Here is a 26,215-nt window from a genome sequence, read left to right as displayed (position 1 = left end):
GCGACCGGTGGGCGGTGCGACCCCGCTCAGCCCCTGTCGCCGAGCAGCCGGCCCGACGAGCGATTGATGAAATGCACGTGGGTGCAGGCCGGGCAGCGCACCGGTTCGAAGGTCGTCGTCGGATCCGGATGGGCCACTTCCTCGGCGATCCAGGTCTGCACCTTCATGGCCGTCCGTGGACATTTGTAGATGAGATGCGCCATCGGGTGGGGCCGGAGCTTCCGCGAGTTTTCACGACAATTGCCGGTCCCGCCCCCAATCGTTTGATCTAAATCAATAGTAGTAATATTATACCTTAAGTTGCCGGTGAGGGCTCTCGGCACGGTCAACGTGCGCGCACGCCCGGTAGCCGGGAGCCCGGTTTGCCGAGCAACCCGTGGATGTGGCCGTCAAAAGCTGCCCGCGCGCGGGCAGCTCTCGGGGGCGAAGGGCGACGCTATTGGCGCGCGCAGGTCAGCACGATGCTGGTCGAGCTGGGTCCGCAGCGCGCGGTCATCACGCCGTTTTCCACGACGATGGTGTCGCTGAACCTGGCGGACGCATTGCCGATGCACAGCGCGGACACCAGCGTCTCGCCGCTGTCGCAGGTCATCGGGCAACCGTTCGACGAACAGGTCGCCGAGCTGGCGGTGCGGATGCTGCTGGCGGACGCGCCGTCCTTGCCGGGAGGTCCGGGAGGGCCCGCCGGTCCCTGGGCGCCTTGTTCGCCCTTCGGCCCGGGCGTGCCCTGGCCCACCACGTCACAGCCGGCCAACGCGATGGCCGCCGTCATCATCACGATCAAAGTCCCGAGACGCATTCCCTCACTCCCTGTGACAGACGGCCCGTGCATTCGGCGACAGGCCTGCGACGAGCATGTCCACGCCCGCCGATCTTGCTGCATCACGCCCTCGCGCGCGAGGCCTCAATGCGGTCGCAACTGATCTACGTCAGCGGCGATCGGAAAACGTTGCGATGGCGCAAGCGGCCGGGATGGCGCGCGGCTGTCGTCGCCGGCAAGGCGCGACGCGCGATCGACGACAGGGCGGCGGCGGTCAGATCGCGCGGAAGCCGGCCCGCATGGCCAGCGCCCGCACGGCATGCAGCCCGACTGCACGCAGGTGGCTCCAGAATCAAAGAGCCCCGAACGAGGCCATGTTCGGGGCTCTCCGTCAGCGTCGGAACTCCCCACCTCTAGAAAGCTCGGCAATGACGGAAGGCAAGCTATTCATCAGCGCTTCCGACGCATTGCGTGAAATCAAATACCGACTTGGCAGCAACCGACTTGGCAGCAAAGCCGACTCGTCCGTTGACGACAGTCCACACACAACGCCGCTGCGCCGCGCGGGTCGTTGCCGCGGGCCGGATCGTCGATCGCTCGATCACGTCGGGCGTTGATCGGACCGCTCCGGTCGCGTGAGGCCGGCGATCAGTTGCAACAACACGCGGCGACGCTCCTCGTCGTGCGCCTCCAATAGTAGCCGCCGATACAGCTTCAAGTTCTCCTCGCGAACAAAATCGTCCAAGGCTCTCCCCATTGGTGTTCGGGCGGACCGAGCCGGCCTCGCAACAGGCGGTGATGTCTGCGACGACGCGCGTGTCGCAACTATAGCCGACTGCGAATCGCTGTCGATCCGAAGTCACCGCGCCTGATCCTGGAAAACGACGGACGTTGTAGGGGAATTGCTGGCAGGATGAAGTGGGTGGAAGACGCGCGTTCGACGGCGCGTCAGGCGTCCGCGTCGACGGTCAGGCCGTCGTCGGTGGACCGCCGGGGGTGGGGCTGTTGAGGAGCTGCGCCACGGCGGCCACCACCTGCGACGGCGCGAACGGCTTGGTGATCAGCAGGCTGCCGGGCACGCCGCGGGCCGCCCATTCGCCGGCGCTGTCGCCGGTCATGTAGATCACCGGAAACGCGGGGTCGGCCTCGCGCGCGGCGCGGCCGACATCCCAGCCGTCCATCCGGCCGCGGCCGAGATTGACGTCGGTCAATAGCGCGCGGAAGCGCTGCATGTCGTCGAACAGTTTCACGGCGTCCTCGCCCGAGGACGCGATCTCCACGTCGAACCCGCCGTCTTCGAGAGCTTCCTGCACGACGGTTTGGATCATCGGGTCGTCTTCGACGACCAGGACGACGATGGAATTGTCCAAGATATTCCCCTGCCTCAGGAAAATCAGTGTTGATGCGGTATCGATAAGTCGGAGCGGCGCCCGAAGTTCCCGCATGGCGCCGGGCGGTCGGGCAAAGCCGCAATGATTCCAATTGCGGATGGCCGTCCTCTGCCGGCACGCTAAAGCAATCGTGAACAACGTGGGGATCGTCGCAGATGAGCTGGTACGTCGACGCCATTCTGATCGGAATTGTCCTGCCCTGGATCATCGTGACCTACCGACTGATCGCGGCGTTTCGCCAGAGCGCAGCGAAGGGCGTGATGCTGTGGGCGATGTGGGCGGCGGCGTGCGTGCCGGTGATGCTGCTGCTGATGTGGGGCGTCACCAGCCTGCGTCAGTGAACGTGCGCTGGCGCACGCAGAGCCGCTGCGCCGAACCAGCTGCCCGAGCGTCCCGTGCCGCGGCCGCTCGGTCGCTTACAGGCCGTCGTCGTCGCTGCTGCGATGAATCGACAGCATCAGGCCGTTCTTGATTCGCCGAACCTCGGTGAACGCGCGCTGCACCCCGAGATCGGCGGAGTCGGTCGAGAACGTGATCAGCCTGTTGCAGTTCGGGCACTGCACCTGCGTGCCCTCGCGCACGTTTCTGATTTTCTCACGAAACGGCACCCGGCACTTGGTGCACAGCACCCGGATCTTGTCCGGTGACTTCGGGGGAGCGAGCTGTAACGTCATAGCGCAATTAGTGCGCGGTCATTGTTGACAAAGGATGAACGCTGACATCCGGGCGATAGGCCCTACGGCTCGCACACTAAGGCTCGCCCTTCGGAGCGGTCAAGGCGCGGTCGGGATCGATCGGGGGCGCCGGGCGCCCCGAGCCAGGCTCGGCCTTCGACTGACGCCAATGCGTCGGCATCCGTGCGACGAATTCATAGGACGCGCAATCCACCCACCCGCCGACGACCCGCCAACAAGGTCCGGCCATCCATTCGATCCGGCCGTCGACGATGACTGCCAAATCCAGCCTTTCGTCGTAGCTATCGGAACCGATAGGTGTCCACATCTGACCAATGATGCACGACCTGTGCAATTCCACATTGTTGTGAATCAATCCGTGGGGAGATGCAGTGGATATCCACAGGAAGGAGCGAACGGCGCCGGGCTCGCAGTGGTAGCTGCGTGTACCTGGCGATCAGCGGCTGGCGTGTTGCTAATCATGTGGCGATGGGCGAGGGGCGCGGCTCCTCAGCGGTGCGGCGATCCGCGTTGATCGGCCTTCGCAGCGCTCAGACCGGTCCCCGCCGTCAGCACGGCGGCGAAAGTCATCGATGTGAGTTTGGACATGGCTCTCTCCTGGGTTTGCTCCGTCCGAGCGGCAACGACGCCCCGGGGAGTTTGGTTCGGCGATGAGTGAGAGAGTGAACGTTGGCCGGAGGCCGGACCAGGACGACGGGCCGGCCGCAACAGGGGCCAGTCCCGGTATGAGGCGCTGTCCAACAAACAGTCCGCGAAAATCTGCGCGGAACATATTGCGAACGGAGAACAAAAAGTGTACATAGATTTGGCCGGTCATTGGGCCGGCGCGGTTTGTCCCATCGGCGAATCCCGTTCATAAGGAGCTTCATATGGCTGCTGCCCCCACTGCTTTGCGTATCGTCGAAGGATCCTCCATGGACAAGACCAAGGCCCTGGCCGCTGCGCTGTCTCAGATCGAGCGCCAGTTCGGCAAGGGCTCGGTGATGAAGCTCGGCAAGAACGACCGGTCGATGGATATCGAGACGATTTCCTCCGGGTCGCTCGGGCTGGATATCGCGCTCGGTGTCGGCGGCCTGCCGAAGGGGCGGGTGGTCGAGATCTACGGGCCGGAATCCTCGGGCAAGACCACGCTGGCGCTGCATTGCGCCGCCGAGGCCCAGAAGAAGGGCGGCATCTGCGCCTTCATCGACGCCGAACACGCGCTCGACCCGGTCTACGCCCGCAAGCTCGGCGTCAATGTCGATGAACTTCTGATCTCGCAGCCGGATCATGGCGAGCAGGCGCTGGAAATCGCCGACACGCTGGTGCGCTCCGGCGCGATCGACGTGCTGATCGTCGATTCGGTCGCGGCGCTCGTGCCGCGCGCCGAACTCGAGGGCGACATGGGCGATGCGCTGCCCGGCCTGCAGGCGCGGCTGATGAGCCAGGCGCTGCGCAAGCTGACCGCCTCGATCAACAAGTCCCACACCATGGTGATCTTCATCAACCAGATCCGGATGAAGATCGGCGTGATGTATGGTTCGCCCGAAACCACCACCGGCGGCAACGCGCTGAAATTCTACGCCTCGGTCCGGCTCGACATCCGCCGCATCGGCCAGATCAAGGAGCGCGACGAAGTCGTCGGCAACCAGACCCGCGTCAAGGTGGTGAAGAACAAGCTGGCGCCGCCGTTCAAGCAGGTCGAATTCGACATCATGTACGGCGAGGGCGTTTCCAAGATGGGCGAGATTCTCGATCTCGGCGTCAAGGCCGGCATCGTCGAGAAGTCCGGCGCCTGGTTCTCCTATGACAGCCAGCGTCTCGGCCAGGGCCGCGAGAATTCCAAGGCGTTCCTGCGCGCCAATCCGGACATGACCGCCAAGATCGAAGCCTCGATCCGCCAGAACTCCGGCCTGATCGCCGAACAGATTCTGGCGGGTTCGCCCGAGAGCGACGCCGACGGCGAGGAGCCCGGCGACGAGTAAGACGCCACTGCGGAAGTTGCCGTCCACGGCGGCTTCCCGACCCACGAGTCCAAGCCGGCGGGCGCCGCGAACCCCTGTTGCCGGGGATCCCGTAGCGCTCGCCGCACCTTTTTTGAGTATCAGCAGATGAAGCCGTCATCCTGAGGTGCGAGCGTAGCGAGCCTCGAAGGATGACAGCAACGCGTTTGTTGCTTCGCGTCGCGCGTCGCCCATCCTTCGAGGCAGGTCATGATCCGCCGATGGCCGATCACGACCTGCGCCTCAGGATGACGCTCTCCCGTTGAAGGTCAGCGGGCGGCTGTCTGCCGGCTCGCCCCCGACCTCCGCGCTTGCTCCGCCGCCTGCGCTTACTCCGCCGCCCGCGCGTAGTCGGCGGCCAGTGCGTAGTCTTCGATCGGCGGGCACGAGCACACCAGATTGCGGTCGCCATAGACGTTGTCGACGCGGCCGACCGGGCACCAATATTTGTCGGTGCGCGAATGCGGCGCCGGGAAACAGCCCTCGGTGCGCGGATAGGGCCTGGTCCATTCCGCCGAGGTGACGTCGTGCACCGTGTGCGGCGCGAACCGCAGCGGCGAGGCCTCCACCTTGAAGCGGCCGTCCTCGATCTGCGCGATCTCCTGCCGGATCGCGATCATGGCGTCGCAGAACCGATCGATCTCGGCCTTCGATTCCGACTCCGTCGGCTCGATCATCAGCGTGCCTGGCACCGGGAAGCTCATCGTCGGCGCGTGGAAGCCGTAGTCGATCAGCCGCTTGGCGATGTCGTCGACGGTGACGCCGGTGGTGGTCTTCAGCGGCCGCGGATCGACGATGCACTCATGCGCGACGCGGCCGCGCAGATTGCGATACAGCACCGGGAAATGCGGCTGCAGCCGGTCCGCGATGTAGTTGGCGTTGAGGATCGCGATCTCGGTGGCGCGCTTGAGGCCGGCGCCGCCCATCATCAGGATGTAGATGTAGGAGATCGTCAGGATCGACGCCGAGCCGTAGGGCGCCGCCGACACCGTGCCGCCGCCGTGCAGCACGCCGTTCAAAGCCTCGCCCTCGGCCGGATGGCCGGGCAGGAACGGCGCCAGATGCGCCTTGACGCCGATCGGGCCCATGCCCGGGCCGCCGCCGCCATGCGGGATGCAGAACGTCTTGTGCAGATTGAGGTGGCTGACGTCGGCGCCGTAGTCGCCCGGCCTCGACAGCCCGACCTGCGCGTTGAGATTGGCGCCGTCGAGGTAGACCTGGCCGCCATGGGCGTGGACGATGTCGCAGATGTCGCGGATATGCTCCTCGAACACGCCGTGGGTCGACGGATAGGTGATCATCACCGCGGCGAGTTCGGCCGAATGTTTCTCGGCCTTGGCGCGCAGATCGTCGACGTCGACGTCGCCATGGCTGTTGCAGGCGACCACCACGACGTCCATCCCGGTCATCGCCGCCGACGCCGGGTTGGTGCCGTGCGCGGAGGAGGGGATCAGGCAGATCCTGCGATGCGGCTCGCCGCGCGATAGATGATAGCCGCGGATCGCCAGCAGCCCGGCATATTCGCCCTGCGCGCCGGAATTCGGCTGCAGCGACACCGCGTCGTAGCCGGTGATCTCGGCGAGCCAGGCCTCGAGCCGCGCGAACATCTCGTGATAGCCCTGCGCCTGCGCGCGCGGCACGAACGGATGCAGGCTGCCGAAGGCCGGCCAGGTCAGCGGCATCATCTCGGTGGTGGCGTTGAGCTTCATGGTGCAGGAGCCGAGCGGGATCATCGCGCGGTCGAGCGCCAGGTCGCGGTCGCTGAGTTTGCGCATGTAGCGCAGCAGTTCGGTCTCCGAGCGATAGTCCTGGAACGCCGGCTGGGTGAGATAGTCGCCGGTCCGCGTCAGCGAGGCGGGCAGCGTGTCGGTCGCGTCGCGCTCGACTGCCGCGTAGTTCAGCTCCCCGCCGAAAGCGCGCCACAGCGCCTCGACGGTTGCGGGCGTGGTGGTCTCATCGAGCGCGATGCCGAGCGACGACGCGCCGATCCGCAGATTGATCTTTTCGGCCTCGGCGCGCGCCACGATGGCGTCGCGCTTGCTGCCGACCTCGATCGTCAGCGTATCGAAGTAGGTCTCGTTGATCGGCGCGAAGCCGAGCTGCTTCAGCCCGGCCGCCAGCGTCGCGGTGCGCCGGTGCACCCGGCGGGCGATCGCGGCGAGGCCATCGGGGCCGTGATACACCGCATACATCGCGGCGATCACCGCGAGCAGCACCTGCGCGGTGCAGATGTTGGAGGTCGCCTTCTCGCGGCGGATGTGCTGTTCGCGGGTCTGCAGCGCCAGCCGGTAGGCCGGCTGGCCGTGGCTGTCGATCGACAGGCCGACGATGCGGCCGGGCAACGAACGCTTGAGGCTGTCGCGCGCCGCCATGTAGCCGGCATGCGGGCCGCCATAGCCCATCGGCACGCCGAAGCGCTGCGCCGAGCCGATCGCGATGTCGGCGCCGAGTTCGCCCGGCGAGGCGATCAGCGTCAGCGCCAGCAGATCGGCGGCGATCACCGCCAGCGCGCCCTTCTTGTGTAGCGTCGCGATTACCGCGCGCGGGTCGCGCAAGGCGCCCGACGAGCCTGGATATTGCAGCAGCGCGCCGAATACGTCGGCGGCTTCGAGCTCGGTGTCCGGATCGCCGACGATGATCGACCAGCCGAGCGGCTCGGCGCGGGTGCGCAGCACCGCCAGCGTCTGCGGATGGGTGTCGCGGTCGACGAAGAACGCCTTGGTTTTCTTCGCGACGGCGCGCTCCGCCAGCGCCATCGCTTCGGCCGCCGCGGTTGCGTCATCGAGCAGCGAGGCGTTGGCGACGTCGAGCCCGGTGAGGTCGCAGATCATGGTCTGGAAGTTGAACAGCGCCTCCAGCCGGCCCTGGCTGATCTCCGGCTGATACGGCGTGTAGGCGGTGTACCAGGCGGGATTCTCCAGAATATTGCGCTGGATCACGGTCGGCAGGATCGTGCCGGAGTAGCCTTGGCCGATCAGCGAGGTGAACACCTGGTTCTTCGCCGCCAGCTCGGTCATATGCGTCAGCGCGTCGGGTTCCGACAGCGGCGTGCCGAGCGACAGCGGCTGTTTGATGCGGATCGAATCCGGCAGCGTCTCGGCCATTAGCTGGTCGAGGCTGTCCGCGCCCACCGTTGCCAACATCGCATCGATGTCCTGGGGCGACGGGCCGATATGGCGTCGCACGAAGTCGTGGGCTTCGTCGATCGGTCGGCGATTCGGCATGCGATGCTCCTGGTCCTTCAAGACTGACTGAAACGCGCGCCGCGCTTCAGAGGTCGCTCAACTACTCACATCTATCGTTTTTCCGTCATGGCCGGGCTCGTCCCGGCCATCCACGTCTTGCAGCCATCGATACGCCAAGGGCGTGGATGCCGGGACAAGCCCGGGCATGACGGCTTGGGTTCAGGCCGTGTGCGCCGCGTAGGCGGCTTCGTCCATCAGGCCGTCCAGTTCGCTTTTGTCGGCGATCTTCAGCTTGAAGAACCACGCCGCGCCGCCGGCGTCGGAATTCACCAATGCAGGTTCGGTGCCGAGCGTCTCGTTGACCTCGAGCACTTCGCCGGTGATCGGGGCGTAGACATCCGAGGCGGCCTTGACCGATTCGACCACGGCTGCGGCTTCCGCCTTCTTGACGCTACGGCCGACCTTCGGCAGTTCGACGAACACCACGTCGCCGAGCTGTTCCTGCGCGTAGTTGGTGATGCCGATCGTGGCGACGTCGCCGTCGATTTTCAGCCATTCGTGATCGGTGGTGTAGAGCGTGGTCATGAGCATCCCTCAGCGCTTGTAGGTGTTGGTTACGAAAGGCATGGCCGCGACGCGCAGCGGCAGCCGCTGGCCGCGCACTTCGGCGAAAACCAGGCTGTCGATGGCGGCCTGGGAGGCGGGCAGATAGCCCATCGCCACCGGCGCATTCAGGCTCGGGCCGAAGCCGCCCGACGTCACCGAGCCGATCGCATCGGTTGTGTCCGCACCGGCATAAAGCGGCGCGCCCTCGCGCACCGGGGCGCGGCCTTCCGGCCGCAAGCCGACGCGCTTGCGCGTGGCGCCGGCGTCGAGCTGCGCCAGGATCGCGTCCGCGCCGAGGAACCCGCCCGGCCGCGCGCCGCCGGACCGGCGGCTCTTCTGAATCGACCAGCTCAATCCGGCCTCGACCGGCGTCGTGGTGGGGTCGATGTCGTGGCCGTAGAGGCAAAGCCCGGCCTCCAGCCGCAGGCTGTCGCGAGCGCCGAGCCCGATCGGCTGCACGCCGGGGCGGTCGAGCAGCGCCTGCGCGAACGCCTCGGCGCCGTCGGCCGGCACCGAAATCTCGAAGCCGTCCTCGCCGGTGTAGCCGGAGCGCGAGACGACGCAGGGCAGGTCCATCAGCGTCAGTTCGGCGACGTCCATGAATTTCAGTGCGACGACGTCTGCACAGAATTTCGCCAGTGCGGCTTCGGCCTTCGGTCCCTGCAGCGCCAGCAGCGCGCGCCCGGGCAGGGCCGTGATCTCGCAGGTCGCGCTCATATGCGCGCGCAGATGCGCCTCGTCCTCGGTCTTGCAGGCGGCGTTGACCACCAGGAACAGCCGGTCGCCGAGATTTGTGACCATCAGATCGTCGAGGATGCCGCCGGAGTCGTTGGTGAACTGTGCGTAGCGCTGGCGGCCTCGCGCCAGCGCGACGATGTCCTGCGGCACGAGCGTTTCCAGCGCCTGCGCGGCGTCGTCGAGCCTGCCGGATCTGGCGCGCAACTCGATCTGGCCCATATGCGACACGTCGAACAGGCCGGCGCTCGCGCGGGTGTGGAGATGTTCCTTCAGCACGCCCGGCGCGTATTGCACCGGCATGTCGTAGCCCGCGAACGGCACCATTTTTCCACCGCGCGCCAGATGCAGCGCGTGCAGCGGGGTTCGTTTCAGGGCAGGCGAATCATCACGGGCCAGCATGTTCAGGCTCCCACGGTTCCCGAGACCTATTTCTCGTCACCATTCGAGCCCCATCTGTCGCTGCGCCTGAGAGCATTATCCCGTCGGCGGACCCCGCATTGGGCTTGCGCCCGACCGGGTCTCTTTCCAGATGTCATCCTGTCGCGCGGTCCGTTTGCCTGAGAGTTTCCGGGGCGGTTGCTCCTTCGGCGCCGGCCCACCTTCACTGAAGGATTGGGCCGATCTCTCCCGACGCGACTTAGTCTCAACAGGTAGGACACAAACACGGCTTCAGCAAGGCTGTCAACGCAGTGCAGCGAGCTATCAACGGGTCTTCGTCGCCGCCGGGGCGAGCCCCGGGACGGGGGCAAACGATTGAATATGTGCCCACTTTCTGGACAGCGCGCGGCCCCGCGTCTAAAAGGCTTGGCACCCCGACAGCGGTGGACCCGGCGGGCGTTTCGCGGGCATCCCGGACGATTGGACGAACATGAGCGGCGTTAACGATATCAGGTCTGCGTTTCTGAACTACTTTGCGAAAAATGGTCACGATATCGTGCCGTCGTCGCCGCTGGTGCCGCGCAACGACCCGACATTGATGTTCACCAATGCGGGCATGGTGCAGTTCAAGAACGTCTTCACCGGGCTCGAGAAGCGGCCGTATCAGCGCGCCACCACCTCGCAGAAATGCGTGCGCGCCGGCGGCAAGCACAACGACCTCGACAATGTCGGCTACACCGCGCGGCATCTCACCTTCTTCGAGATGCTCGGCAATTTCTCGTTCGGCGATTACTTCAAGGAACGCGCGATCGAGCTGGCCTGGAACCTGATCACCAAGGAATACGGCCTCAAGAAGGACAAGCTGCTGGTCACCGTCTATCACACCGACGACGAGGCCGCCTCCTACTGGAAGAAGATCGCCGGCTTCTCCGACGACCGCATCATCCGGATTCCGACCTCGGACAATTTCTGGGCGATGGGCGACACCGGCCCGTGCGGCCCGTGCTCGGAGATCTTCATCGATCAGGGCGAGCACATTTTCGGCGGTCCGCCCGGCAGCCCGGAGGAGGACGGCGACCGCTTCCTCGAATTCTGGAATCTCGTCTTCATGCAATACGAGCAGGTGACGAAGGACGAGCGCCTGCCGCTGCCGCGCCCGTCGATCGACACCGGCATGGGGCTGGAGCGGATGGCGAACATCCTGCAGGGCGTCGACAGCGTGTTCGAGACCGACCTGTTCCGTAGCCTGATCGACGCGACCTCCTCGGCGCTCGGCCGCGGGCCGGGCGAGGAGGACGCAGCCTCGTTCCGCGTCATCGCCGACCATCTGCGCTCGTCGTCGTTCCTGATCGCCGATGGCGTGCTGCCGTCGAACGAAGGCCGCGGCTACGTGCTGCGCCGGATCATGCGCCGCGCGATGCGCCATGCGCAGCTGCTCGGCGCCAGCGAGCCGCTGATGTGGCGGCTGGTGTGGGCGCTGGTGCGCGAGATGGGCCAGGCCTATCCCGAGCTGGTGCGCGCCGAGGCGATGATCGAGGAAACGATGCGCCTGGAAGAGACCCGCTTCCGCAAGACGCTCGATCGCGGCCTCGCGATCCTCGACGAGAAGAGCGCGTCGCTGAAGAAGGGCGACATGTTCGACGGCGACACCGCCTTCACGCTGTACGACACCTACGGCTTCCCGCTCGACCTGACGCAGGATGCGCTGCGCAACCGCGGCATCAGCGTCGACATCGCGTCGTTCACCGACGCGATGGATCGCCAGCGCGCCAAGGCGCGGGCGTCGTGGGCCGGCAGCGGCGAGGCCGCGACCGAGACGGTCTGGTTCGGCCTGCGTGAGAAGCTCGGCGCCACGGAGTTCCTGGGCTACGATACCGAGACCGCCGAAGGCGTGGTCACTGCGCTGGTCGCGGATGGCAAGGAAGTCGACGCGCTGAAGGCCGGCGACAGCGGCGCGATCGTGCTGAACCAGACGCCGTTCTATGCCGAGTCCGGCGGGCAGGTGGGCGACACCGGCGTGCTGTCGGGCGACGGCGTACGCTTCCGCGTCACCGATACGCTCAAGAAGGCCGGCGATCTGTTCGTGCATTTCGGCACTGTCGAAGAAGGTGCCATCAAGCGCGACGCCGCGTTGCAGCTCGACGTCGATCACGCGCGCCGCTCGTCGATCCGCGCCAATCACTCGGCGACGCATCTGCTGCACGAGGCGCTGCGCCAGGTGCTCGGCGATCACATCGCCCAGAAGGGCTCGATGGTGGCGCCCGACCGGCTGCGGTTCGACTTCGTGCATCAGAAGCCGATCACGCCGGACGAACTGCGTCGCGTCGAGGACATCGCCAACGACATCGTGCTCGAGAACGACGAAGTCACCACCCGGCTGATGGCGGTCGACGACGCCCGCGAGGCCGGCGCCCGCGCGCTGTTCGGCGAGAAATACGGCGACGAGGTCCGCGTGGTGTCGATGGGCAAGACGGCGCGCGACAGCGGCAGCAACGCGCTCGGCTGGTCGGTCGAACTCTGCGGCGGCACCCACGTCAAGCGCACCGGCGACATCGGCCTGGTGTCGATCACCGGCGAGAGCGCGGTCGCCTCCGGCGTGCGCCGGATCGAGGCGCTGACCGGCCGCTACGCGCGGCAGAGCGCCAATGCGGCGATCAATACCGCCAAACAGGCCGCCGCCGAACTACGCACCACCGTCGACGACATGCCGGCGCGGATCGCGGCCTTGATGGAGGAGCGCAAAAAGCTCGAGCGCGAACTCTCCGACGCCCGCAAGAAGCTGGCGATGGGCGGGGGCGGTGCGGCCGGCGCGGCCGATGGCGGCGCGGATGTCCGCGAGGTCGGCGGCGTCAAGCTGATGGCGCGCGCGGTCGAAGGTATCGAGATCAAGGATCTCAAGAGCCTGGTCGATCAGGGTAAAAAGCAGCTCGGCTCCGGCGTGATCGCGCTGGTGGCGACCAGCGAGGATGGCAAGGGCTCGATCGTGGTCGGCGTCACGCCCGATCTGGTGGCGCGGTTCTCCGCGGTGGACCTTGTGCGCACGGCGTCCGTAGTGCTCGGCGGCAAAGGCGGCGGCGGCAAGCCCGACATGGCGCAGGCCGGCGGCCCCGACGGCTCCAAGGCGCAGGCCGCGCTCGACGCCATCGCCGCGGCGATCGGCGGCTAGCATGACGACGGCGTTGGCGTGGCGGGCCGAGCAGGCCTGCCTCGACGCCTGGCCGGCGCTGCGCAGCGCGCATCACGGCGACTGGCTGCTGCGGTTCGGCGAGGGCGTCTCGCGCCGCGCCAATTCGGTCAACCCGCTGCACGACCGCGCCGAAACCATCGCGGACGACCTCGCTGACTTCGCGCGGATCTATCGCCACCACGGCCTGCCGCTGATCGTCCGCGTGCCGACGCTGCTCGCAGGCGCCGCGCAGATCGATCGCGAACTCGACGCCAACGGCTTCGGGCGCGAGGGCGAGACCTGCACGCTGTTCCGCGCTTTCGGCGACGAGCGCTTCGACGCCGATCCGGACGTCACCATCACGCTTTCCGCCGATGCCGACTGGCTCGCCGCGATCGGGCGGTTGCAGGCGCAGTCGCCGTCGCACGCGGCGGTGTACGCCCGCGTCGTCGATGCGATCGCCCTGCCGGCCGGCTTCGCTGCGCTCCGCCGCGACGGCCGCATCGTCGCCACTGCCTACGGCGCATTGTCCGGCGAATTGCTGGCGATCGAGTCGGTCGTGGTCGACCCGGCGCTACGCGGGCAGGGATTGGCCCGCCGCATGATGCGCACGCTGTTCGGCTGGGCGCGTGGTCACGGCGCCAACGCGGTGTGTCTGCAGGTCGTCGCCGACAACACCGCCGGTCGGGCGCTGTACGCAAGTCTCGGCTTCGACACTGAACTCTATCGCTATCATTATCGCCGCGCGTCGGCGTCCTGATCGTCGGCGATGAACCTTTGCGACGCGCCGCACGACGCATCGACAGCCTGATGCGGGAGCGGCGTGCCATGCGGATGACGACGGTTCGACACGGAATGGTTGGAGCCCTGCTCGCTGTGCTTGTGCTGGCTGCGCCCGGCAGCCTCGCCCCGACATTGGGCGGCGTCGCGGCGCATGCCGAAACCACGCCGTCATCGGCGCGGCCCGGCCACCGCGCCTGCGCCGAGCGGTCCAAGGTGCGCCCGGAGAGGTCCGCCGAGCCGACCAGGCTCACCTTCGTCAACAATTCCGGGATGTATCGCGCGCTGCTGCGGATCGACGCCAGCGGCACGCCGAAGGACGTCGCCGGACTGAATCCGGGCGAACAGACCACCGTCGACACCTTCCGGACCCATCCGTGGATGATCACCGACGGCCCCGGCGATTGCATCGAGATTATCATGCCGGCGGCCGAGCCGGGGATCGTGGTGCTGAAGTAGCAGCCTTGCCCGAGTCCGAACGCACCCGAGCCCGAACGCAGGACGCTCGGGCTCGCGCCACGTCGGCCGCGACTACTCCGACGTCATGCCCTCGCGCACCTGCTTCTTCCGCGCGTCGCGTTCGTCGTGGATGACGGCGATCACCTTGCCGACCGGCATGCCGACGGTCTGCAGCACGGTGCTGGCGATTTCGAAACTGGCTTCCAGCACTTCGCGGACGACGTCGGTGGCGCCGAGCTTGAACAGCCGCATCGCGTGTGCTGCGTCGCGGGCGCGGACGATCACCGGGAGATCGGGCCGCTCGGCGCGGGCCGCGGCGACGACGTGCTCGGCGGCGTTGGCGTCGTGCATCGTCACCACCAGCGCCGTCGCGTCGGCCAGCCCGCATTTGCGCAGGAAGGCGCGCTGCGTGGCGTCGCCATAGACCAGATTGTGGCCGGCGCGGCGCGCCTTCCTCACGGCATCCGGGTCGATCTCGATGCCGATGAAGGCCTTGTCCTGCTTCGTCAGGATATCGCCGAGGATCCGCCCGACCCGGCCGTAGCCGACGATGATGATGCCGCCCGCCTCGGCGGGGCGGGGATCGCCGTGGCCGTCGGCCAGTGCGGTCGCGTTGTGCACCCGCTTGCTGGCCTTGCGGGAGAGCCGCGCCAGAAACGGGGTCAGCAGCATGGTGCCCGACGACACCAGCAGCATGAACTGCTCGACCTCGCGGGTGACCAGCCCCGAGGAGGAGGCGAGCCCGAGCACCAGGAAGGCGAATTCGCCGCCGCCGGCGAGCAGCAGGCTCGCTTCCGCCACCACCGGCCATGACAGCCCGAAGCCGCGCGTCAGCGCCGCGATGATCACCGCCTTCAGCGCCACCATGCCGAACACCGAGGCCGCCACCATCGCCGGGTAGCGCGCCACCTCGGCGACGTCGATCCGCATCCCGACCGAGATGAAGAACAGCCCGAGCAGCATGCCTTTGAACGGCTCGATATCGACCTCGACCTGACGGCGGAATTCGGTCTCGGCCAGCACCAGCCCGGCGAGAAAGGCGCCGAGCGCCATCGACAGCCCGGCGACATGGGTCAGTAGCGAGGTGCCGACCACGACGAACAGGATGGTCGCCATGAACAATTCGCGGTTGTGGGTGTGCGCCACCAGCCGGAACAGCCGGCGCAGCACCAGCCGTCCGAAGCCGATGATCAGCAGGATCGCGGCGGCCGCCTGCACGATCGCCATGCCGAGGCCGAACCAGATCGATCCAGACGCGGCCGCGCCTGCGCCCGCAGCGCCGGTGGAATTGCCCAGCACCACGATCAGGAACAGGATCGGCACCACCGCGAGATCCTGCGCCAGCAGCACCGCGAAGATGCTGCGCCCGGCGATCGTCGCCAGCCGCTTCTGCTCGGCGAGGAGCTGCAGCACGATGGCGGTCGAGGACAGCGCCAGACAGGCGCCGATCACCAGACCGGCTTCGACGGTATTGCCGAACGCCAGCGCGATACCGCTGATCGCTGCCGTGGTCAGCACCACCTGCGACATGCCCAGGCCGAACACCAGCCGGCGCATCGTCCACAGCCGGTCGAATGACAGTTCCAGTCCGATGGTGAACAGCAGGAAGGCGACGCCGAGTTCGGCCAGGCGATCGACCGCATCCTGTGAGGTGATGGTAATCGCCTGCAGCCACGGCAGGCCCTCACCGAGCCGGCCGAGGCTGTAGGGGCCGAGCACCAATCCGGCGACCAGAAAGCCGAGCACCGGGCTGATGCGCAGCCGCGCCATCAATGGAATGAGCACGCCGGCAGTCCCGAGAAAAACCAGGGCCTCCCGGTAGACGCCGATATCGCTCGTTGCTGCCATGATGATTCCATCAATCACGGCATCGCCGTGCCGGCGAGGGGTTCGATCAAATTGAGTCTCGCTGCGGCAAAAGATCGCAATTCGGTCGCCAAGGCCAGCGCGATTTGGTCGCCGCGATCGATTGCGATCACTGCGGCGATGGGTAGCCGGATCGAAGGTGGCATCGCGCGTCGTCATGCCACACAACAGGGACATGGATCACAACACCCCCCTGATTTCCACCATCGTGGCCGGCCTGGTGCTGGCGTTCATCCTCGGCGTCGTGGCGCAGCGGCTGCGCGTGTCGCCGCTGGTCGGCTATCTGCTCGCCGGCGTGGTGATCGGCCCGTTCACGCCGGGTTATGTCGCCGACCAGAAGCTCGCCAACGAGCTCGCCGAGATCGGCATTATTCTCTTGATGTTCGGCGTCGGCCTGCACTTCTCGCTGAAAGACCTGCTGTCGGTGCGGGCGATCGCCATTCCCGGCGCGGTGGTGCAGATCAGCGTCGCGACGGCGCTCGGCGTCGGCCTCGGTCACATGCTCGGCTGGTCGTTCGGCGGCGGGCTGGTGTTCGGTCTGGCGCTGTCGGTCGCCAGCACCGTCGTGCTGCTGCGCGCGCTGCAGGAGCGCCGGCTGATCGACAGCGATCGCGGCCGCATCGCGGTCGGCTGGCTGATCGTCGAGGATCTGGCGATGGTGCTGACGCTGGTGTTGCTGCCGGCGGTGGCGGGCCTGCTCAAGGGCGAGGCCAACGGCGCGAGCTGGGACAGCGTGGCGGTGCCGATCGCGCTGACCCTCGGCAAGGTCGCGGCTTTCGTGGCGTTCATGCTGGTGGTCGGCCGGCGGATCATTCCGTGGATGCTGCACTACGTCGCGCATACCGGCTCGCGCGAATTGTTTCGGCTGGCGGTGCTGGCGATCTCGCTCGGCGTCGCGTTCGGGGCGGCGATGCTGTTCGACGTGTCGTTCGCGCTCGGCGCGTTCTTCGCCGGCATGATCCTGTCGGAATCCGAACTCAGCCAGCGCGCCGCCAACGAGACGCTGCCGCTGCGCGACGCCTTCGCGGTGCTGTTCTTCGTCTCGGTCGGCATGCTGGTCGATCCCGCCATCCTGATCCGCGAGCCGCTGCCGGTGCTCGCCACCGTGCTGATCATCGTGTTCGGCAAGTCGCTCGCGGCGTTCCTGATCGTGCGGATGTTTGGCCATCCCAACATGACGGCGCTGACGATCTCGGCGAGTCTGGCGCAGATCGGCGAGTTCTCCTTCATCCTCGCCAGCCTCGGCGTCAGCCTGGCGCTGCTGCCGGAGCGCGGCCGCGATCTCGTGCTGGCGGGGGCGATCATTTCCATCCTGCTCAATCCGCTGATGTTCGCGCTGCTGGATCGGTTCGGCTTGCGCGAGACGCTGGCGAAGGCGAAGGCGAAGACGCCGGATCCGGACGCCGCGGTGAACACCACGCTCGGCGCGGGGGCCAAGCCGGCGCATCACGACGGCCACGTCGTGCTGATCGGCTATGGCCGGGTCGGCTCCACCGTCGGCGCGGCGCTGCGTCAGGAGGGCGCGGACGTGGTGGTGATCGAGAACGACGCCGAGCGCTTGGCGCAGTTGCAGCGCGAGGGCATCACCGCGGTCGGCGGCAACGCCGCCGCGCCGGACATGCTGGAAGCCGCGGAGATCGCTGGCGCACGCGGTCTGCTGGTGGCGATCCCCGATGCCTTCGAAGGCGGCCAGATTGTCGCCAAGGCCCGAGCGCTGAACGCCGCTCTGCCGATCATCGCCCGCGCGCATTCGGCCGAGGAGGTCGCGCATCTGAAGAGCAACGGCGCCGACGTGGTGATCATGGGCGAGGACGAGATCGCCCGGGCGATGCTGGCGAGGCTGGCCGCCGGCGCCGCGCGCCCGGCCGAGAGCGCAACGGCATAGGTCGGATTGCCAGCCGGCACAGCGTCATCCCGAGGGTACTCGCCGCAGGCCGCAGGGCGAGCCTCGAAGAAGGACCGCTGGCGCGGACGCTGGCAGGCTCCGGGGCTCGCAGACGCTCGCGGACGACGCTTGGAACAAGCCCACGAAAAAGGCGCGGGGGCCGGGCCCCGCGCCTTTCGTCAGTCCGGATGCTGCGCGCGGCTTACGCGGCGGCGGGTTCGCTCATCGCCTTGTGCAGGTTCTGCGCGACCTTGTCGAGGAAGCCTTCGGTCGACAGCCAGCGCTGGTCGGCGCCGACCAGGAGGGCGAGGTCCTTGGTCATGGCGCCGGCTTCCACCGTCTCGACGCAGACCTTCTCCAGCGTGTCGGCGAACTTGGCCAGTTCCTCGTTGCTGTCGAGCTTGGCGCGATGGGCGAGGCCGCGGGTCCAGGCGAAGATCGAGGCGATCGAATTGGTCGAGGTCGCCTTGCCCTTCTGGTGCTCGCGATAGTGCCGGGTGACGGTGCCGTGGGCGGCTTCGGCCTCGACGGTCTTGCCGTCCGGGGTCATCAGCACCGAGGTCATCAGGCCGAGCGAGCCGTAGCCCTGCGCCACGGTGTCGGACTGCACGTCGCCGTCGTAGTTCTTGCAGGCCCAGACGTAGCCGCCCGACCATTTCAGCGCCGAGGCGACCATGTCGTCGATCAGCCGGTGCTCGTAGGTCAGGCCCTTGGCGTCGTATTCCTTCTTGAACTCGGCGTCGAAGATCTCCTGGAAGATGTCCTTGAAGCGCCCGTCATAGACTTTCATGATGGTGTTCTTGGTCGACAGGTAGACCGGATAGTTGCGGATCAGGCCGTAGTTCAGCGAGGCGCGGGCGAAGTCCTTGATCGACTCGTCGAGGTTGTACATCGACATCGCGACGCCGGCGCCGGGCGCCTTGAACACTTCGCGCTCGATCACCTGGCCGTCGTCGCCGACGAACTTCATGGTCAGCGTGCCGGGGCCGGGGAACTTGATGTCGGTCGCGCGATACTGGTCGCCATAGGCGTGGCGGCCGATCACGATCGGCTTGGTCCAGCCCGGCACCAGCCGCGGCACGTTCTTGCAGATGATCGGCTCGCGGAAGATCACGCCGCCGAGGATGTTGCGGATGGTGCCGTTCGGCGACTTCCACATGCTCTTGAGGCCGAACTCCTGCACCCGCGCTTCGTCCGGCGTGATGGTGGCGCATTTGACGCCGACGCCGACCTGCTTGATGGCGTTGGCCGCATCGATGGTGACCTGATCGTCGGTCTTGTCGCGGTGTTCCATGCCCAGATCGAAATACATCAGCTCGACATCAAGGAACGGGGTGATGAGCTTGTCCTTGATCATCTGCCAGATGATGCGGGTCATCTCGTCACCGTCGAGTTCGACGACGGGGTTGGTCACCTTGATTTTCGCCATGCGGGATCGGGCCTTCTTTGCGACAGCGTGGGGCGGGATTGGGCGTGAGCCGCGCCCGCTATAGCACCGGGGGCGGTCCGCCGAAAGGTGAATGGACGGGCAAAATGGCAGGTTTCGCAGTCGTTCCAGCCGTCGGCCGGCGAGCCGTGGCGGGCGCAGCGCGCACGGCCGCTGGAAAACCGCGCCTCATGTGACGGGTGAAGCCGTCTTCAGGTTCTTAACGAATCGTCAAAGTTCACGGTAAACACATTATTTCGCTTGAGAAATCGCTCCGGAATTGGCACCCGAAGGGCGGCTGAGAAAGGCCGCCGCGGCCGCCTTGTTCAAGCTCCGCTATAATCTCAACACGCGCATACGGCGCGCCTTGGTCGAACCCGAGGCGGTTCTTTGAAAGCTCGTTTGATGGCCGGTTCCGGCACCGATAAATCCAAGCCCGCTGCGGACCTGGCCGGTCCCGTTGTGATTCTCGTTGAACCTCAACTGGGCGAAAATATCGGGATGTGCGCCCGCGCCATGGGTAATTTCGGCCTGAAACGTTTACGTCTGGTGAAGCCGCGCGACGGCTGGCCCAATGTCCATGCCCGCCGCTCGGCCTCCGGCGCCGATCACATCCTGGACGCGGTCGAACTGTTCGAGACGGTGGGCGAGGCGGTGGCCGACTGCACGCTGCTGTTCGCCACCACCGCGCGCGCGCATGATCAGGCCAAGCCGGTGCGAGGGCCGGAGGCGGCGGCGCAGGAGATGATCACCGCGGCCGTGGGCGGCGGCACCGCCGGCATCCTGTTCGGCCGCGAGCGCTACGGCCTCGAGAACCACGAGGTGGCGCTCGCCAACCGCATCGTCACCTTCCCGGTCAACCCCGCCTTCGCCTCGCTGAACCTCGCCCAGGCCGTGCTGCTGATGGGCTACGAGTGGTTCAAGCACGCCACCGGCGGCGCGCTGCCCTATGCGATGCCGGAGCGCTCCGAGCCCGCCTCGCAGCACCAGATGACGGCGTTCTTCGACAACCTGGTCGCCGAGCTCGACCGCGTGGAATTTCTGCGCCCGCCGGAGAAGCGCGACACCATGCTGGTCAATCTGCGCAACATCTTCACCCGGATGGACCCGACCAGGCAGGACATCCACACGCTGCACGGCGCGGTGATGGCGATCGCCGAGGGCCGCAAGGGCCCAGCCAAGGGCGGCGTGCTCGACGGCGCGCAGGCGACCAAGCTGCGCGCGCTGTTGGCCGAGCGCGCCGCCGCGGGCCATGGCGACGACGCCGGCTCGATGCGCGGGCTGGCGCGAATGCTCCGCCGCAACCCGACCGACGCCGAGCGGCTGCTCTGGGAGCACCTGCGCAAGGACCGCCGCTTCGCCGGCCAATTCAAGCGCCAGACCCCGGTCGGCCGTCACATCCCGGATTTCGTCTCGTTCCCCCACCGCATCGCGATCGAGCTGGTCAATCCGGACGAAAGCGACGCGATCGCGACCGACCGCGCGGCGCGCAAGGACTGGCTGGAAGCGCGCGACTATCGCGTCGTGCTGATCGAGGCGGCGATGGTCGAGCGGGATATCGCCGAGGTGCTGGGGCGGCTGGAGGCGGTGGTGAAGGGGTAGGGCGTCATCCGGGCGGTCTTGTGAGGGCCGGCGCGATGGCATATGTTAATGGCATATGCCATGGAGGTCAGCATGCCGGTCCACCGACACGTCCGGTTGTTTCGCAACGGCAGGAACCAGGCGGTCCGCATTCCGGTGGAATTCGAATTGCCCGGAGATGAAGCCATCATGCATCGGGACGGTGACCGTCTGGTGATCGAGCCGGTGCGTAAACGCGGTCTGATCGCCTTGTTGGCATCGATGCCCCCGCTCGACGAGGCGTTTCCGGAGATTGACGATCCGGCGCCGGCGCCGGAGAAAATCCTGTGACGCGCTACCTGCTGGACACCAACATCCTTTCCGATCTGATCCGGAATCCGCAGGGCGCGGCCGCGCGCCGCATCGCCAAGGTCGGCGAAGCCGGCGTCTGCACCAGCATCATCGTTGCGTCCGAGCTGCGCTATGGCTGCGCCAAGAGTGGGTCGGCCAAGCTGAGCAAGGCAGTCGGCGATCTGCTCGGCGAGATCGACGTGTTGCCGTTCGAGGCGCCGGCCGACGCCGAATATGGTGCCATCCGTTCGGCGCTGGAGTCCGCCGGGACGCCGATCGGCAGCAACGATCTGCTGATCGCCGCCCACGCGAAATCGCTGGGCGCGATCATGGTCACGGCCAATACGCAGGAATTCAAGCGCGTCCGGGGATTGAAGGTCGAGAACTGGCTGGCGTGATGCAGGACGGCCGACGACAGGATCCGTCCCTTTATTTTTGGCTCCGATCAGGTTTCGCAACAGCGCGGTTAGTCCCCGATTGACTTGCGCCCCGGCGCGCTATTGGCTTGATCGCAAGCGGCGATGCGCCGCGCGAACAACGATCAGGGGGGGGACATGCGGACAACATCGATATCATCACGTCGCGTCGGCTCGGGGATGGTGGCCGGGCTGGCGCTGTTGGCAGTCGCCGCGATGACGGCCACGGACGCCCGCGCCGACGACGTCGCCGGCACCTGGCTGCGCGATACCGGCCTGTCCAAGGTCAAGTTCGCGCCCTGCGGCGGTGCGGTCTGCGGCACGCTGGTCTGGTTGAAGCCGGGCGTCGAGACGCCGGCCAAGATCGGCCAGAAAGTGTTCTTCGACATGAAGCCGTCCGGGCCGAACGCCTGGGCCGGCAGCGCCTTCAATCCCGAAGACGGCAAGACCTACACCGGCAAGATGAATCTGGCCGGCGGCACCCTGACCACCCAGGGCTGCGCGATGGGCGGCATGATCTGCAAGTCCTCGACCTGGACCCGGGCGAACTGAGCGCAGACCGCGGCCCTGCGGCGGGACGCAGGCCGTTTCGCGGCGCCGCGATCCTCGCCCCGGGCGCTCTGGCCCTGGTGGCGCGGCTGTGCGGGCAGGGGCGCTCCGTCGTCCACCCTCGGCCGATCTCTGCCGCCAGCCGGGCGAAAATAATCTGTCGGCAGCGGTCAAATCCGACCAGCGGGCTTTCCTCATCGGCAACACGCTTGTCGTTACGACGCACTTCATGAAAGCCCGCCGTTGACAGGACGACCGCCGGTCGCGTGCCCGCGATCATTGCCGGACTTCTCGCTGCCCGGGGAGTTGAGGTGGTGACCAGGAGTCTCGGGCAGTCATGCCCGAGACTCCTGACCCGGCGGCCGCGCTGCCGGCCACGATCCGGCGTGCCGTCTCGATTTCGGCAGTGTGAGGACGAGGAGTTCGATGACTCATTGCAGATGGCCGAGGTCGCCTTCGCGTGGTCCGATGTCGTCCTGGTCGATCGTCCCGGATCGCGTCGCGATCGCGATTGTGTGGCGTCGCCCGGGACGCCGTGACATCACCTCGTGCGAGCCGCCGGCTCGTCGGGCGGCTGCCGCTTTCGCCGACCGGGCGGGATCGTCGTCGGTCTCGGTCCATGATTGAGCGTCTGACCTATCTCCAGTCCGTCGCCGATCGCTGCCGCCTGGTCGCCGCCGCTGCGGCGCCGAATCCCGCTGAAAGACTGATCCTGTTGGCGATCAAGCTCGAAGCGATGAAGCGCGACCAGAGCGGGCCGCAGCCGCCACCCGGCAAATAATCCTACTTCCATCGCTCCAAGCCGGATCCGCGCGGGATCGTCGACCCGCCGCGGGCGTCCGAACCAACGCGCCAGCGCGGCGTTGCTCGAACTGGCCGAGCCGCGATAGGTTCGGCCGCATTCCCTCGTACGGAGATATCGATTGAGCGTCGCCTTCACCAAGGAAGACAGTGCCGAAACCGCGTCGGAGACGATGCTGCCGGATCGGCCGATTTCGGAGCATCCCAATCTCGTCACCGCGGCGGGGCTGAAGGCGCTGGAGGCGCAGCTGGCCAAGGCGCGCGCCGGCGTCGAGGCCGCGGCCGAGATCGAGGACGTCAACGAGCGCCGCCGCGCCGAGGCGATCCCCGCCCGCGACCTGCGCTAGTTCGACATCCGCGTCCGCAGCGCGCAACTGATGCCCGAGCCGGAGACGACCGACATCGTTGCGTTCGGCTGCACCGTCACCTTCCGCCGCCCCGACGGCCGCGTCCAGACCTACCGCATCGTCGGCGAAGACGAAGCCGACCCGAAGCAGGGCACGATCTCGTTCGTGGCCCCGGTAGCAAGGCTGCTGATGGGCAAGCGCGTCGGCGACGTGGTGGGGAAGGGCGCGCAGGAGCTGGAGGTGGTGGGGATCGGGTAGAGTGTTGGAGGTGAGCGAAGCGACATCTGCCGCTCAGCGCACAACACGCTTCGCTATTGCGCCCTACGGCTCCTTCACCAGCCTGACCGCTTCGACCTGAACTCTCGACTGAACTTACATTGCTGCATGGGCCACCTCCGGCTTCATCAAACACTCGCGGTGCCCATTAAATCCGCAGTATCTCAGTCAAACCGTCAAAGTCTTGATTGCCGCGCCAAATGTCATCCCGATTAGTGCGGCAATAGATTCCTTCCCAGCCTTCATGGCCCCGTCTTTTCCGGCTTCGAGAGCCGCCTCTTTCAGACGGACCCCGAGTGGCTTACTGAGACTGTCTGGAATGTTGCCGAGGATCTCGTATCCCTTCGAAGTGAGGGCTACGCCAAAGACATTGCCTTCTGGTGCGTCTTGGGGGCTGGTCCGAATATAGCCTTCCGCCTCCAGCCAAGAGATGAGGTCATCAAAGAGAATCTCTTCATCGCGTACCGGAGCAACCTTTGTTCTTGAACCGATGTCGAGATGATTGAGATTGATCTTCATGGGCCAGCTTTCGTATAGCTCGCCCAGAATAAACGAGGTCCAAGCATTCCCGACCTCTCGATTGGAAAAAGACGTCATAGAAAATCCTCCCAGTCGGTACTCAAGCGATTGTAGTAAGCGCAGCAGCGTAACCCGGGTGAGCGCAGCGACACCCGGGGTCTTCCTGCATGTCGCTTCGCTCATGCAGGCTACAGCTGAATTCGACGCATGTCGCGTCGGCCTTGTGGGTAACACGGCGCCTGGAGCGTAACGCGCAATAGCGAAGCGTATTGCGCCGCCTAACCGCCGTAGGTGACGGAATACGTTCCGCCAATCCGTCCTACCGACTAGGAGCTGCTTCGGTTCGTCTGTTGCTGCTTGTAGCGATTTTGCACGTTGGGGTCGGACATCTTGCCCAAGACGACGTTCGTGTCGTCGGGGTCACCGGCCAGGCCGGGTGTCTGCATGATCGAATCCCCCAAACGTTCATAGGCGATCGGATCGCGGATGAGAGGTTGGAGATATCGATCGAGAATGCTCTTGCCAGGGGTTTCCAGTTCCTCGGTGAGAGCAGCGAGATAGCTGGATTTGTCGGTCTTGGCCCAATCGATGCTGAATCCGGCCCGCTGCGCCAGAACCGAATGGACGACCATGATGGTTCGGCCGTTGCCGTCGAGGAAGGGGTGGCCATAGGCCAGATAGCCCATGACTTCGCCGGGTTTCGAGGCCATGAAGGACGTGTCCTGTCCGTGCGTCAACGCGTACTCCACGGCCGGGCGTATATCGTTTGGATGGGCGAAGAGGATGCGGCCCTTGCTGACGGCAATGTCCGGAGCCGTCTTCGTTCGATCTTGCCCGGCCCACGGATAGAGCGCTTCGAACAGGATGCGATGGACGTCGAGTACGTGCTCGTAGCAAATGGCTTCATAGCGGGCGAGCGTGGCAAACGCCTCCGACAGGCCGGTCGCAAACGAGGCGTGTTCGAGCCTGCGGAGGATCGCGAGATCCTTCTCCTTCTCGAAGTTGCGCAAGTAACCTTGCGTGTCCAGATCGCCGAAGGGATCGAATGTCACGGCTTGGCTTCGCGCAGATAGCGTGCCTGCAGGTGGAGGAGGTCTCTGCGGCTCAAATGCCCGGCGCGCTGAAGGGCGAGAAGGGTCTGTTCGATGTCGTCGAAAACGACGCTGTCGCCGGCCAACCGCGTGATGTGATGGGCAAGGTCGTCGGACGCCGTCGCGACGTACTGCACCTGGTGTTGCCGCGCCATCTCGCTGATCAGGCCGGCAGTGGCACTTCGACGGCGGGACATCGTGGTCTCCTCGCCGACCAAACTAGCCGATAAGCGGCTGTCAATCCACTCGAATTGAACTCAAGGAAGGGCCTGCTGGAGCGGCGGCTCAACGATGTTTCGCGGAGTTCAGCCCGCAGGACGCAACAGCCAAGCTCAATGCGCGGCCTTTAGCCGTCGATGGCGAATTCCGTTCGCTCATCCGCTGCCGGCGCGGCGTGGTGAACCCATCCTTCCATGACAGCCGCGTCCTCCGCCGAGCCATTTCATCGTGCCTCAATCCGGCGATGCTAGCCTCGCGCCATTCTTGTTGGAGGATGCGTCATGTTACCATTGAGATATTATCTACTCGCCGCGACCGTTGCGGTGGTGCTGGTCGGTCCTGTCGCCGCGCAGACGGCGCCGGCCGGGGCCGACGGGCAAAGCACGCCGGTCCGGATCCAGACCAGTCTCACCTTCTTCCTGCCCGGCGCGGTGTCCGGGGACGAGCTGCCGCAGAAGATCGATCAGGCGCGCAAGATCGTCTACCAGCTGGCGATGCGGGAGTGCGAGACGCTGCGCAGCACGATCGCCAGGGACTGCAAGCTGGAATCCGTCAACAGCAACATCCGGCAGACCGAAACCCGGCCGCAGCAGCTTCAGCAGCCGGAGGGCTATCACGTCAGCGGATCGATCCAGTCGGTGATCACTCTGAAGCCGCAGCCCTAGCCTGTCCGCCAGCCGGCGCGCTCGGGGCCGTCGGCGTTAACGTTTCGCCCTTGGCGGCATCGGCGGGGCGAACATCGGTCCCCAGAGCTTGTGCGCATCGGCGC

The 26,215-nt window shown here is 66.3% G+C and carries 24 protein-coding genes, 1 pseudogene and 1 riboswitch; of the genes and pseudogenes, 13 read left to right on the top strand and 12 right to left on the bottom strand.

The annotated features are described in order from the left end of the window. Positions 1 to 26 precede the first annotated feature (26 nt). The 3 genes from RPB_RS24915 to RPB_RS18890 all read right to left on the bottom strand — a co-directional run bounded on the left by RPB_RS24915 (position 27) and on the right by RPB_RS18890 (position 2,289). Positions 27 to 203, bottom strand: a complete 177-nt coding sequence (locus tag RPB_RS24915) for a hypothetical protein (protein ID WP_011442626.1) — start codon at positions 201 to 203, stop codon at positions 27 to 29. 233 nt (positions 204 to 436) lie between these two features. Further along, a complete protein-coding gene (locus RPB_RS18895; RefSeq protein ID WP_011442625.1) occupies positions 437 to 799 on the bottom strand; it encodes a hypothetical protein in 363 nt (120 codons plus the stop codon). Between the two features lie 929 nt (positions 800 to 1,728). Next, complete coding sequence (locus RPB_RS18890; RefSeq protein ID WP_349644114.1) at positions 1,729 to 2,289, bottom strand: response regulator; 561 nt, start codon at positions 2,287 to 2,289, stop codon at positions 1,729 to 1,731. A gap of 17 nt (positions 2,290 to 2,306) precedes the next feature. Here RPB_RS18890 and RPB_RS18885 point away from each other — a divergent pair, with 17 nt between their 5' ends. After that, a complete protein-coding gene (locus RPB_RS18885) occupies positions 2,307 to 2,492 on the top strand; it encodes a hypothetical protein (protein ID WP_011442622.1) in 186 nt (61 codons plus the stop codon). Between the two features lie 75 nt (positions 2,493 to 2,567). Here RPB_RS18885 and RPB_RS18880 read toward each other — a convergent pair whose 3' ends face one another. Continuing rightward, a complete protein-coding gene (locus RPB_RS18880) occupies positions 2,568 to 2,825 on the bottom strand; it encodes a hypothetical protein (protein WP_011442621.1) in 258 nt (85 codons plus the stop codon). A gap of 890 nt (positions 2,826 to 3,715) precedes the next feature. On the opposite strand from RPB_RS18880, the gene recA reads away from it, so the two are divergent. Further along, the gene (gene recA / locus RPB_RS18870; RefSeq protein WP_011442619.1) at positions 3,716 to 4,810 is read left to right on the top strand and encodes a recombinase RecA; all 1,095 of its coding nucleotides are present in this window, start codon (positions 3,716 to 3,718) and stop codon (positions 4,808 to 4,810) included. Positions 4,811 to 5,157: 347 nt separating this feature from the next. Here recA and gcvP read toward each other — a convergent pair whose 3' ends face one another. From gcvP to gcvT, 3 genes are all read right to left on the bottom strand, one after another. Further along, the gene (gene gcvP, locus RPB_RS18865) at positions 5,158 to 8,052 is read right to left on the bottom strand and encodes an aminomethyl-transferring glycine dehydrogenase (RefSeq protein ID WP_011442618.1); all 2,895 of its coding nucleotides are present in this window, start codon (positions 8,050 to 8,052) and stop codon (positions 5,158 to 5,160) included. Between the two features lie 180 nt (positions 8,053 to 8,232). Further along, entirely contained in the window at positions 8,233 to 8,598 is a 366-nt protein-coding gene (gene gcvH / locus RPB_RS18860; protein ID WP_011442617.1) for a glycine cleavage system protein GcvH, read from the bottom strand. A 9-nt stretch (positions 8,599 to 8,607) separates the two neighbouring features. After that, on the bottom strand, positions 8,608 to 9,756 hold the full coding sequence (gene gcvT / locus RPB_RS18855) for a glycine cleavage system aminomethyltransferase GcvT (RefSeq protein WP_011442616.1): 1,149 nt from the start codon (positions 9,754 to 9,756) through the stop codon (positions 8,608 to 8,610). A gap of 136 nt (positions 9,757 to 9,892) precedes the next feature. Next, positions 9,893 to 9,998, bottom strand: a riboswitch (glycine riboswitch). A gap of 227 nt (positions 9,999 to 10,225) precedes the next feature. On the opposite strand from gcvT, the gene alaS reads away from it, so the two are divergent. The 3 genes from alaS (at position 10,226) to RPB_RS18835 (ending at position 14,140) form a co-directional block, all read left to right on the top strand. Next, complete coding sequence (alaS, locus tag RPB_RS18850) at positions 10,226 to 12,901, top strand: alanine--tRNA ligase (RefSeq protein ID WP_011442615.1); 2,676 nt, start codon at positions 10,226 to 10,228, stop codon at positions 12,899 to 12,901. Position 12,902: 1 nt separating this feature from the next. Continuing rightward, positions 12,903 to 13,661 (top strand): GNAT family N-acetyltransferase, encoded by a 759-nt coding sequence (locus RPB_RS18845; protein WP_011442614.1) that lies wholly within the window; start codon positions 12,903 to 12,905, stop codon positions 13,659 to 13,661. Positions 13,662 to 13,756: 95 nt separating this feature from the next. After that, a complete protein-coding gene (locus RPB_RS18835; protein WP_198135128.1) occupies positions 13,757 to 14,140 on the top strand; it encodes a hypothetical protein in 384 nt (127 codons plus the stop codon). 72 nt (positions 14,141 to 14,212) lie between these two features. Here the strand turns inward: RPB_RS18835 and RPB_RS18830 are convergent, their stop codons facing one another. Further along, on the bottom strand, positions 14,213 to 15,988 hold the full coding sequence (locus RPB_RS18830) for a cation:proton antiporter domain-containing protein (protein WP_011442612.1): 1,776 nt from the start codon (positions 15,986 to 15,988) through the stop codon (positions 14,213 to 14,215). Between the two features lie 193 nt (positions 15,989 to 16,181). On the opposite strand from RPB_RS18830, the gene ybaL reads away from it, so the two are divergent. Then, positions 16,182 to 17,891, top strand: a complete 1,710-nt coding sequence (ybaL, locus tag RPB_RS18825) for a YbaL family putative K(+) efflux transporter (RefSeq protein WP_041798348.1) — start codon at positions 16,182 to 16,184, stop codon at positions 17,889 to 17,891. A gap of 202 nt (positions 17,892 to 18,093) precedes the next feature. Here ybaL and RPB_RS18820 read toward each other — a convergent pair whose 3' ends face one another. Further along, complete coding sequence (locus RPB_RS18820; RefSeq protein WP_011442610.1) at positions 18,094 to 19,320, bottom strand: NADP-dependent isocitrate dehydrogenase; 1,227 nt, start codon at positions 19,318 to 19,320, stop codon at positions 18,094 to 18,096. Positions 19,321 to 19,722: 402 nt separating this feature from the next. Here RPB_RS18820 and RPB_RS18815 point away from each other — a divergent pair, with 402 nt between their 5' ends. The 6 genes and pseudogenes from RPB_RS18815 to greA all read left to right on the top strand — a co-directional run bounded on the left by RPB_RS18815 (position 19,723) and on the right by greA (position 23,599). Beyond that, positions 19,723 to 20,919, top strand: coding sequence for a TrmH family RNA methyltransferase (locus tag RPB_RS18815; RefSeq protein ID WP_011442609.1), 1,197 nt, complete (start codon positions 19,723 to 19,725; stop codon positions 20,917 to 20,919). A gap of 72 nt (positions 20,920 to 20,991) precedes the next feature. Beyond that, positions 20,992 to 21,228 carry an antitoxin gene (locus RPB_RS18810; protein ID WP_011442608.1) on the top strand — a complete coding sequence of 79 codons (237 nt, stop codon included), beginning with the start codon at positions 20,992 to 20,994 and terminating at the stop codon, positions 21,226 to 21,228. Next, positions 21,225 to 21,626 carry a type II toxin-antitoxin system VapC family toxin gene (locus RPB_RS18805; protein WP_011442607.1) on the top strand — a complete coding sequence of 134 codons (402 nt, stop codon included), beginning with the start codon at positions 21,225 to 21,227 and terminating at the stop codon, positions 21,624 to 21,626. Before RPB_RS18810 ends, RPB_RS18805 begins: the two co-directional genes overlap by 4 nt. Positions 21,627 to 21,782: 156 nt before the next feature. Further along, positions 21,783 to 22,196 (top strand): DUF2147 domain-containing protein, encoded by a 414-nt coding sequence (locus tag RPB_RS18800; RefSeq protein ID WP_011442606.1) that lies wholly within the window; start codon positions 21,783 to 21,785, stop codon positions 22,194 to 22,196. A gap of 616 nt (positions 22,197 to 22,812) precedes the next feature. After that, positions 22,813 to 22,974, top strand: coding sequence for a hypothetical protein (locus RPB_RS24720; RefSeq protein WP_157038864.1), 162 nt, complete (start codon positions 22,813 to 22,815; stop codon positions 22,972 to 22,974). A gap of 142 nt (positions 22,975 to 23,116) precedes the next feature. Beyond that, positions 23,117 to 23,599, top strand: a pseudogene (gene greA, locus RPB_RS18795) (transcription elongation factor GreA). Positions 23,600 to 23,785: 186 nt separating this feature from the next. On the opposite strand, the gene RPB_RS18790 reads toward greA, so the two are convergent. The 3 genes from RPB_RS18790 to RPB_RS18780 form a co-directional block, all read right to left on the bottom strand. Beyond that, positions 23,786 to 24,214, bottom strand: coding sequence for a hypothetical protein (locus RPB_RS18790; RefSeq protein ID WP_011442604.1), 429 nt, complete (start codon positions 24,212 to 24,214; stop codon positions 23,786 to 23,788). A gap of 248 nt (positions 24,215 to 24,462) precedes the next feature. Next, on the bottom strand, positions 24,463 to 25,188 hold the full coding sequence (locus RPB_RS18785; RefSeq protein ID WP_011442603.1) for a Fic/DOC family protein: 726 nt from the start codon (positions 25,186 to 25,188) through the stop codon (positions 24,463 to 24,465). Beyond that, a complete protein-coding gene (locus RPB_RS18780) occupies positions 25,185 to 25,424 on the bottom strand; it encodes a hypothetical protein (RefSeq protein ID WP_041798870.1) in 240 nt (79 codons plus the stop codon). The genes RPB_RS18785 and RPB_RS18780 overlap by 4 nt, the downstream gene beginning before the upstream one ends. Positions 25,425 to 25,727: 303 nt before the next feature. Between RPB_RS18780 and RPB_RS18775 the strand changes: the two genes are divergently transcribed. Then, on the top strand, positions 25,728 to 26,111 hold the full coding sequence (locus RPB_RS18775; RefSeq protein WP_011442602.1) for a hypothetical protein: 384 nt from the start codon (positions 25,728 to 25,730) through the stop codon (positions 26,109 to 26,111). Positions 26,112 to 26,215 lie beyond the last annotated feature (104 nt).

The organism is Rhodopseudomonas palustris HaA2, from assembly GCF_000013365.1.
GTDB lineage: Bacteria > Pseudomonadota > Alphaproteobacteria > Rhizobiales > Xanthobacteraceae > Rhodopseudomonas > Rhodopseudomonas palustris_J.
Note: the sequence above shows the minus strand (reverse complement) of the source record. Positions and strands in the feature narration are given on the sequence as shown.

Excerpts from the sequence above, each read along its gene's own strand:
- RPB_RS24915 (WP_011442626.1), bottom strand. The coding sequence starts at position 203 with ATGGCGCATCTCATCTACAAATGTCCACGGACGGCCATGAAGGTGCAG.
- RPB_RS18895 (WP_011442625.1), bottom strand. The coding sequence starts at position 799 with ATGCGTCTCGGGACTTTGATCGTGATGATGACGGCGGCCATCGCGTTG.
- RPB_RS18885 (WP_011442622.1), top strand. The coding sequence starts at position 2,307 with ATGAGCTGGTACGTCGACGCCATTCTGATCGGAATTGTCCTGCCCTGG.
- RPB_RS18880 (WP_011442621.1), bottom strand. The coding sequence starts at position 2,825 with ATGACGTTACAGCTCGCTCCCCCGAAGTCACCGGACAAGATCCGGGTG.
- recA (WP_011442619.1), top strand. The coding sequence starts at position 3,716 with ATGGCTGCTGCCCCCACTGCTTTGCGTATCGTCGAAGGATCCTCCATG.
- gcvP (WP_011442618.1), bottom strand. The coding sequence starts at position 8,052 with ATGCCGAATCGCCGACCGATCGACGAAGCCCACGACTTCGTGCGACGC.
- gcvH (WP_011442617.1), bottom strand. The coding sequence starts at position 8,598 with ATGACCACGCTCTACACCACCGATCACGAATGGCTGAAAATCGACGGC.
- gcvT (WP_011442616.1), bottom strand. The coding sequence starts at position 9,756 with ATGCTGGCCCGTGATGATTCGCCTGCCCTGAAACGAACCCCGCTGCAC.
- alaS (WP_011442615.1), top strand. The coding sequence starts at position 10,226 with ATGAGCGGCGTTAACGATATCAGGTCTGCGTTTCTGAACTACTTTGCG.
- RPB_RS18845 (WP_011442614.1), top strand. The coding sequence starts at position 12,903 with ATGACGACGGCGTTGGCGTGGCGGGCCGAGCAGGCCTGCCTCGACGCC.
- RPB_RS18835 (WP_198135128.1), top strand. The coding sequence starts at position 13,757 with ATGGTTGGAGCCCTGCTCGCTGTGCTTGTGCTGGCTGCGCCCGGCAGC.
- RPB_RS18830 (WP_011442612.1), bottom strand. The coding sequence starts at position 15,988 with ATGGCAGCAACGAGCGATATCGGCGTCTACCGGGAGGCCCTGGTTTTT.
- ybaL (WP_041798348.1), top strand. The coding sequence starts at position 16,182 with ATGGATCACAACACCCCCCTGATTTCCACCATCGTGGCCGGCCTGGTG.
- RPB_RS18820 (WP_011442610.1), bottom strand. The coding sequence starts at position 19,320 with ATGGCGAAAATCAAGGTGACCAACCCCGTCGTCGAACTCGACGGTGAC.
- RPB_RS18815 (WP_011442609.1), top strand. The coding sequence starts at position 19,723 with ATGGCCGGTTCCGGCACCGATAAATCCAAGCCCGCTGCGGACCTGGCC.
- RPB_RS18810 (WP_011442608.1), top strand. The coding sequence starts at position 20,992 with ATGCCGGTCCACCGACACGTCCGGTTGTTTCGCAACGGCAGGAACCAG.
- RPB_RS18800 (WP_011442606.1), top strand. The coding sequence starts at position 21,783 with ATGCGGACAACATCGATATCATCACGTCGCGTCGGCTCGGGGATGGTG.
- RPB_RS24720 (WP_157038864.1), top strand. The coding sequence starts at position 22,813 with ATGATTGAGCGTCTGACCTATCTCCAGTCCGTCGCCGATCGCTGCCGC.
- RPB_RS18790 (WP_011442604.1), bottom strand. The coding sequence starts at position 24,214 with ATGACGTCTTTTTCCAATCGAGAGGTCGGGAATGCTTGGACCTCGTTT.
- RPB_RS18780 (WP_041798870.1), bottom strand. The coding sequence starts at position 25,424 with ATGTCCCGCCGTCGAAGTGCCACTGCCGGCCTGATCAGCGAGATGGCG.
- RPB_RS18775 (WP_011442602.1), top strand. The coding sequence starts at position 25,728 with ATGTTACCATTGAGATATTATCTACTCGCCGCGACCGTTGCGGTGGTG.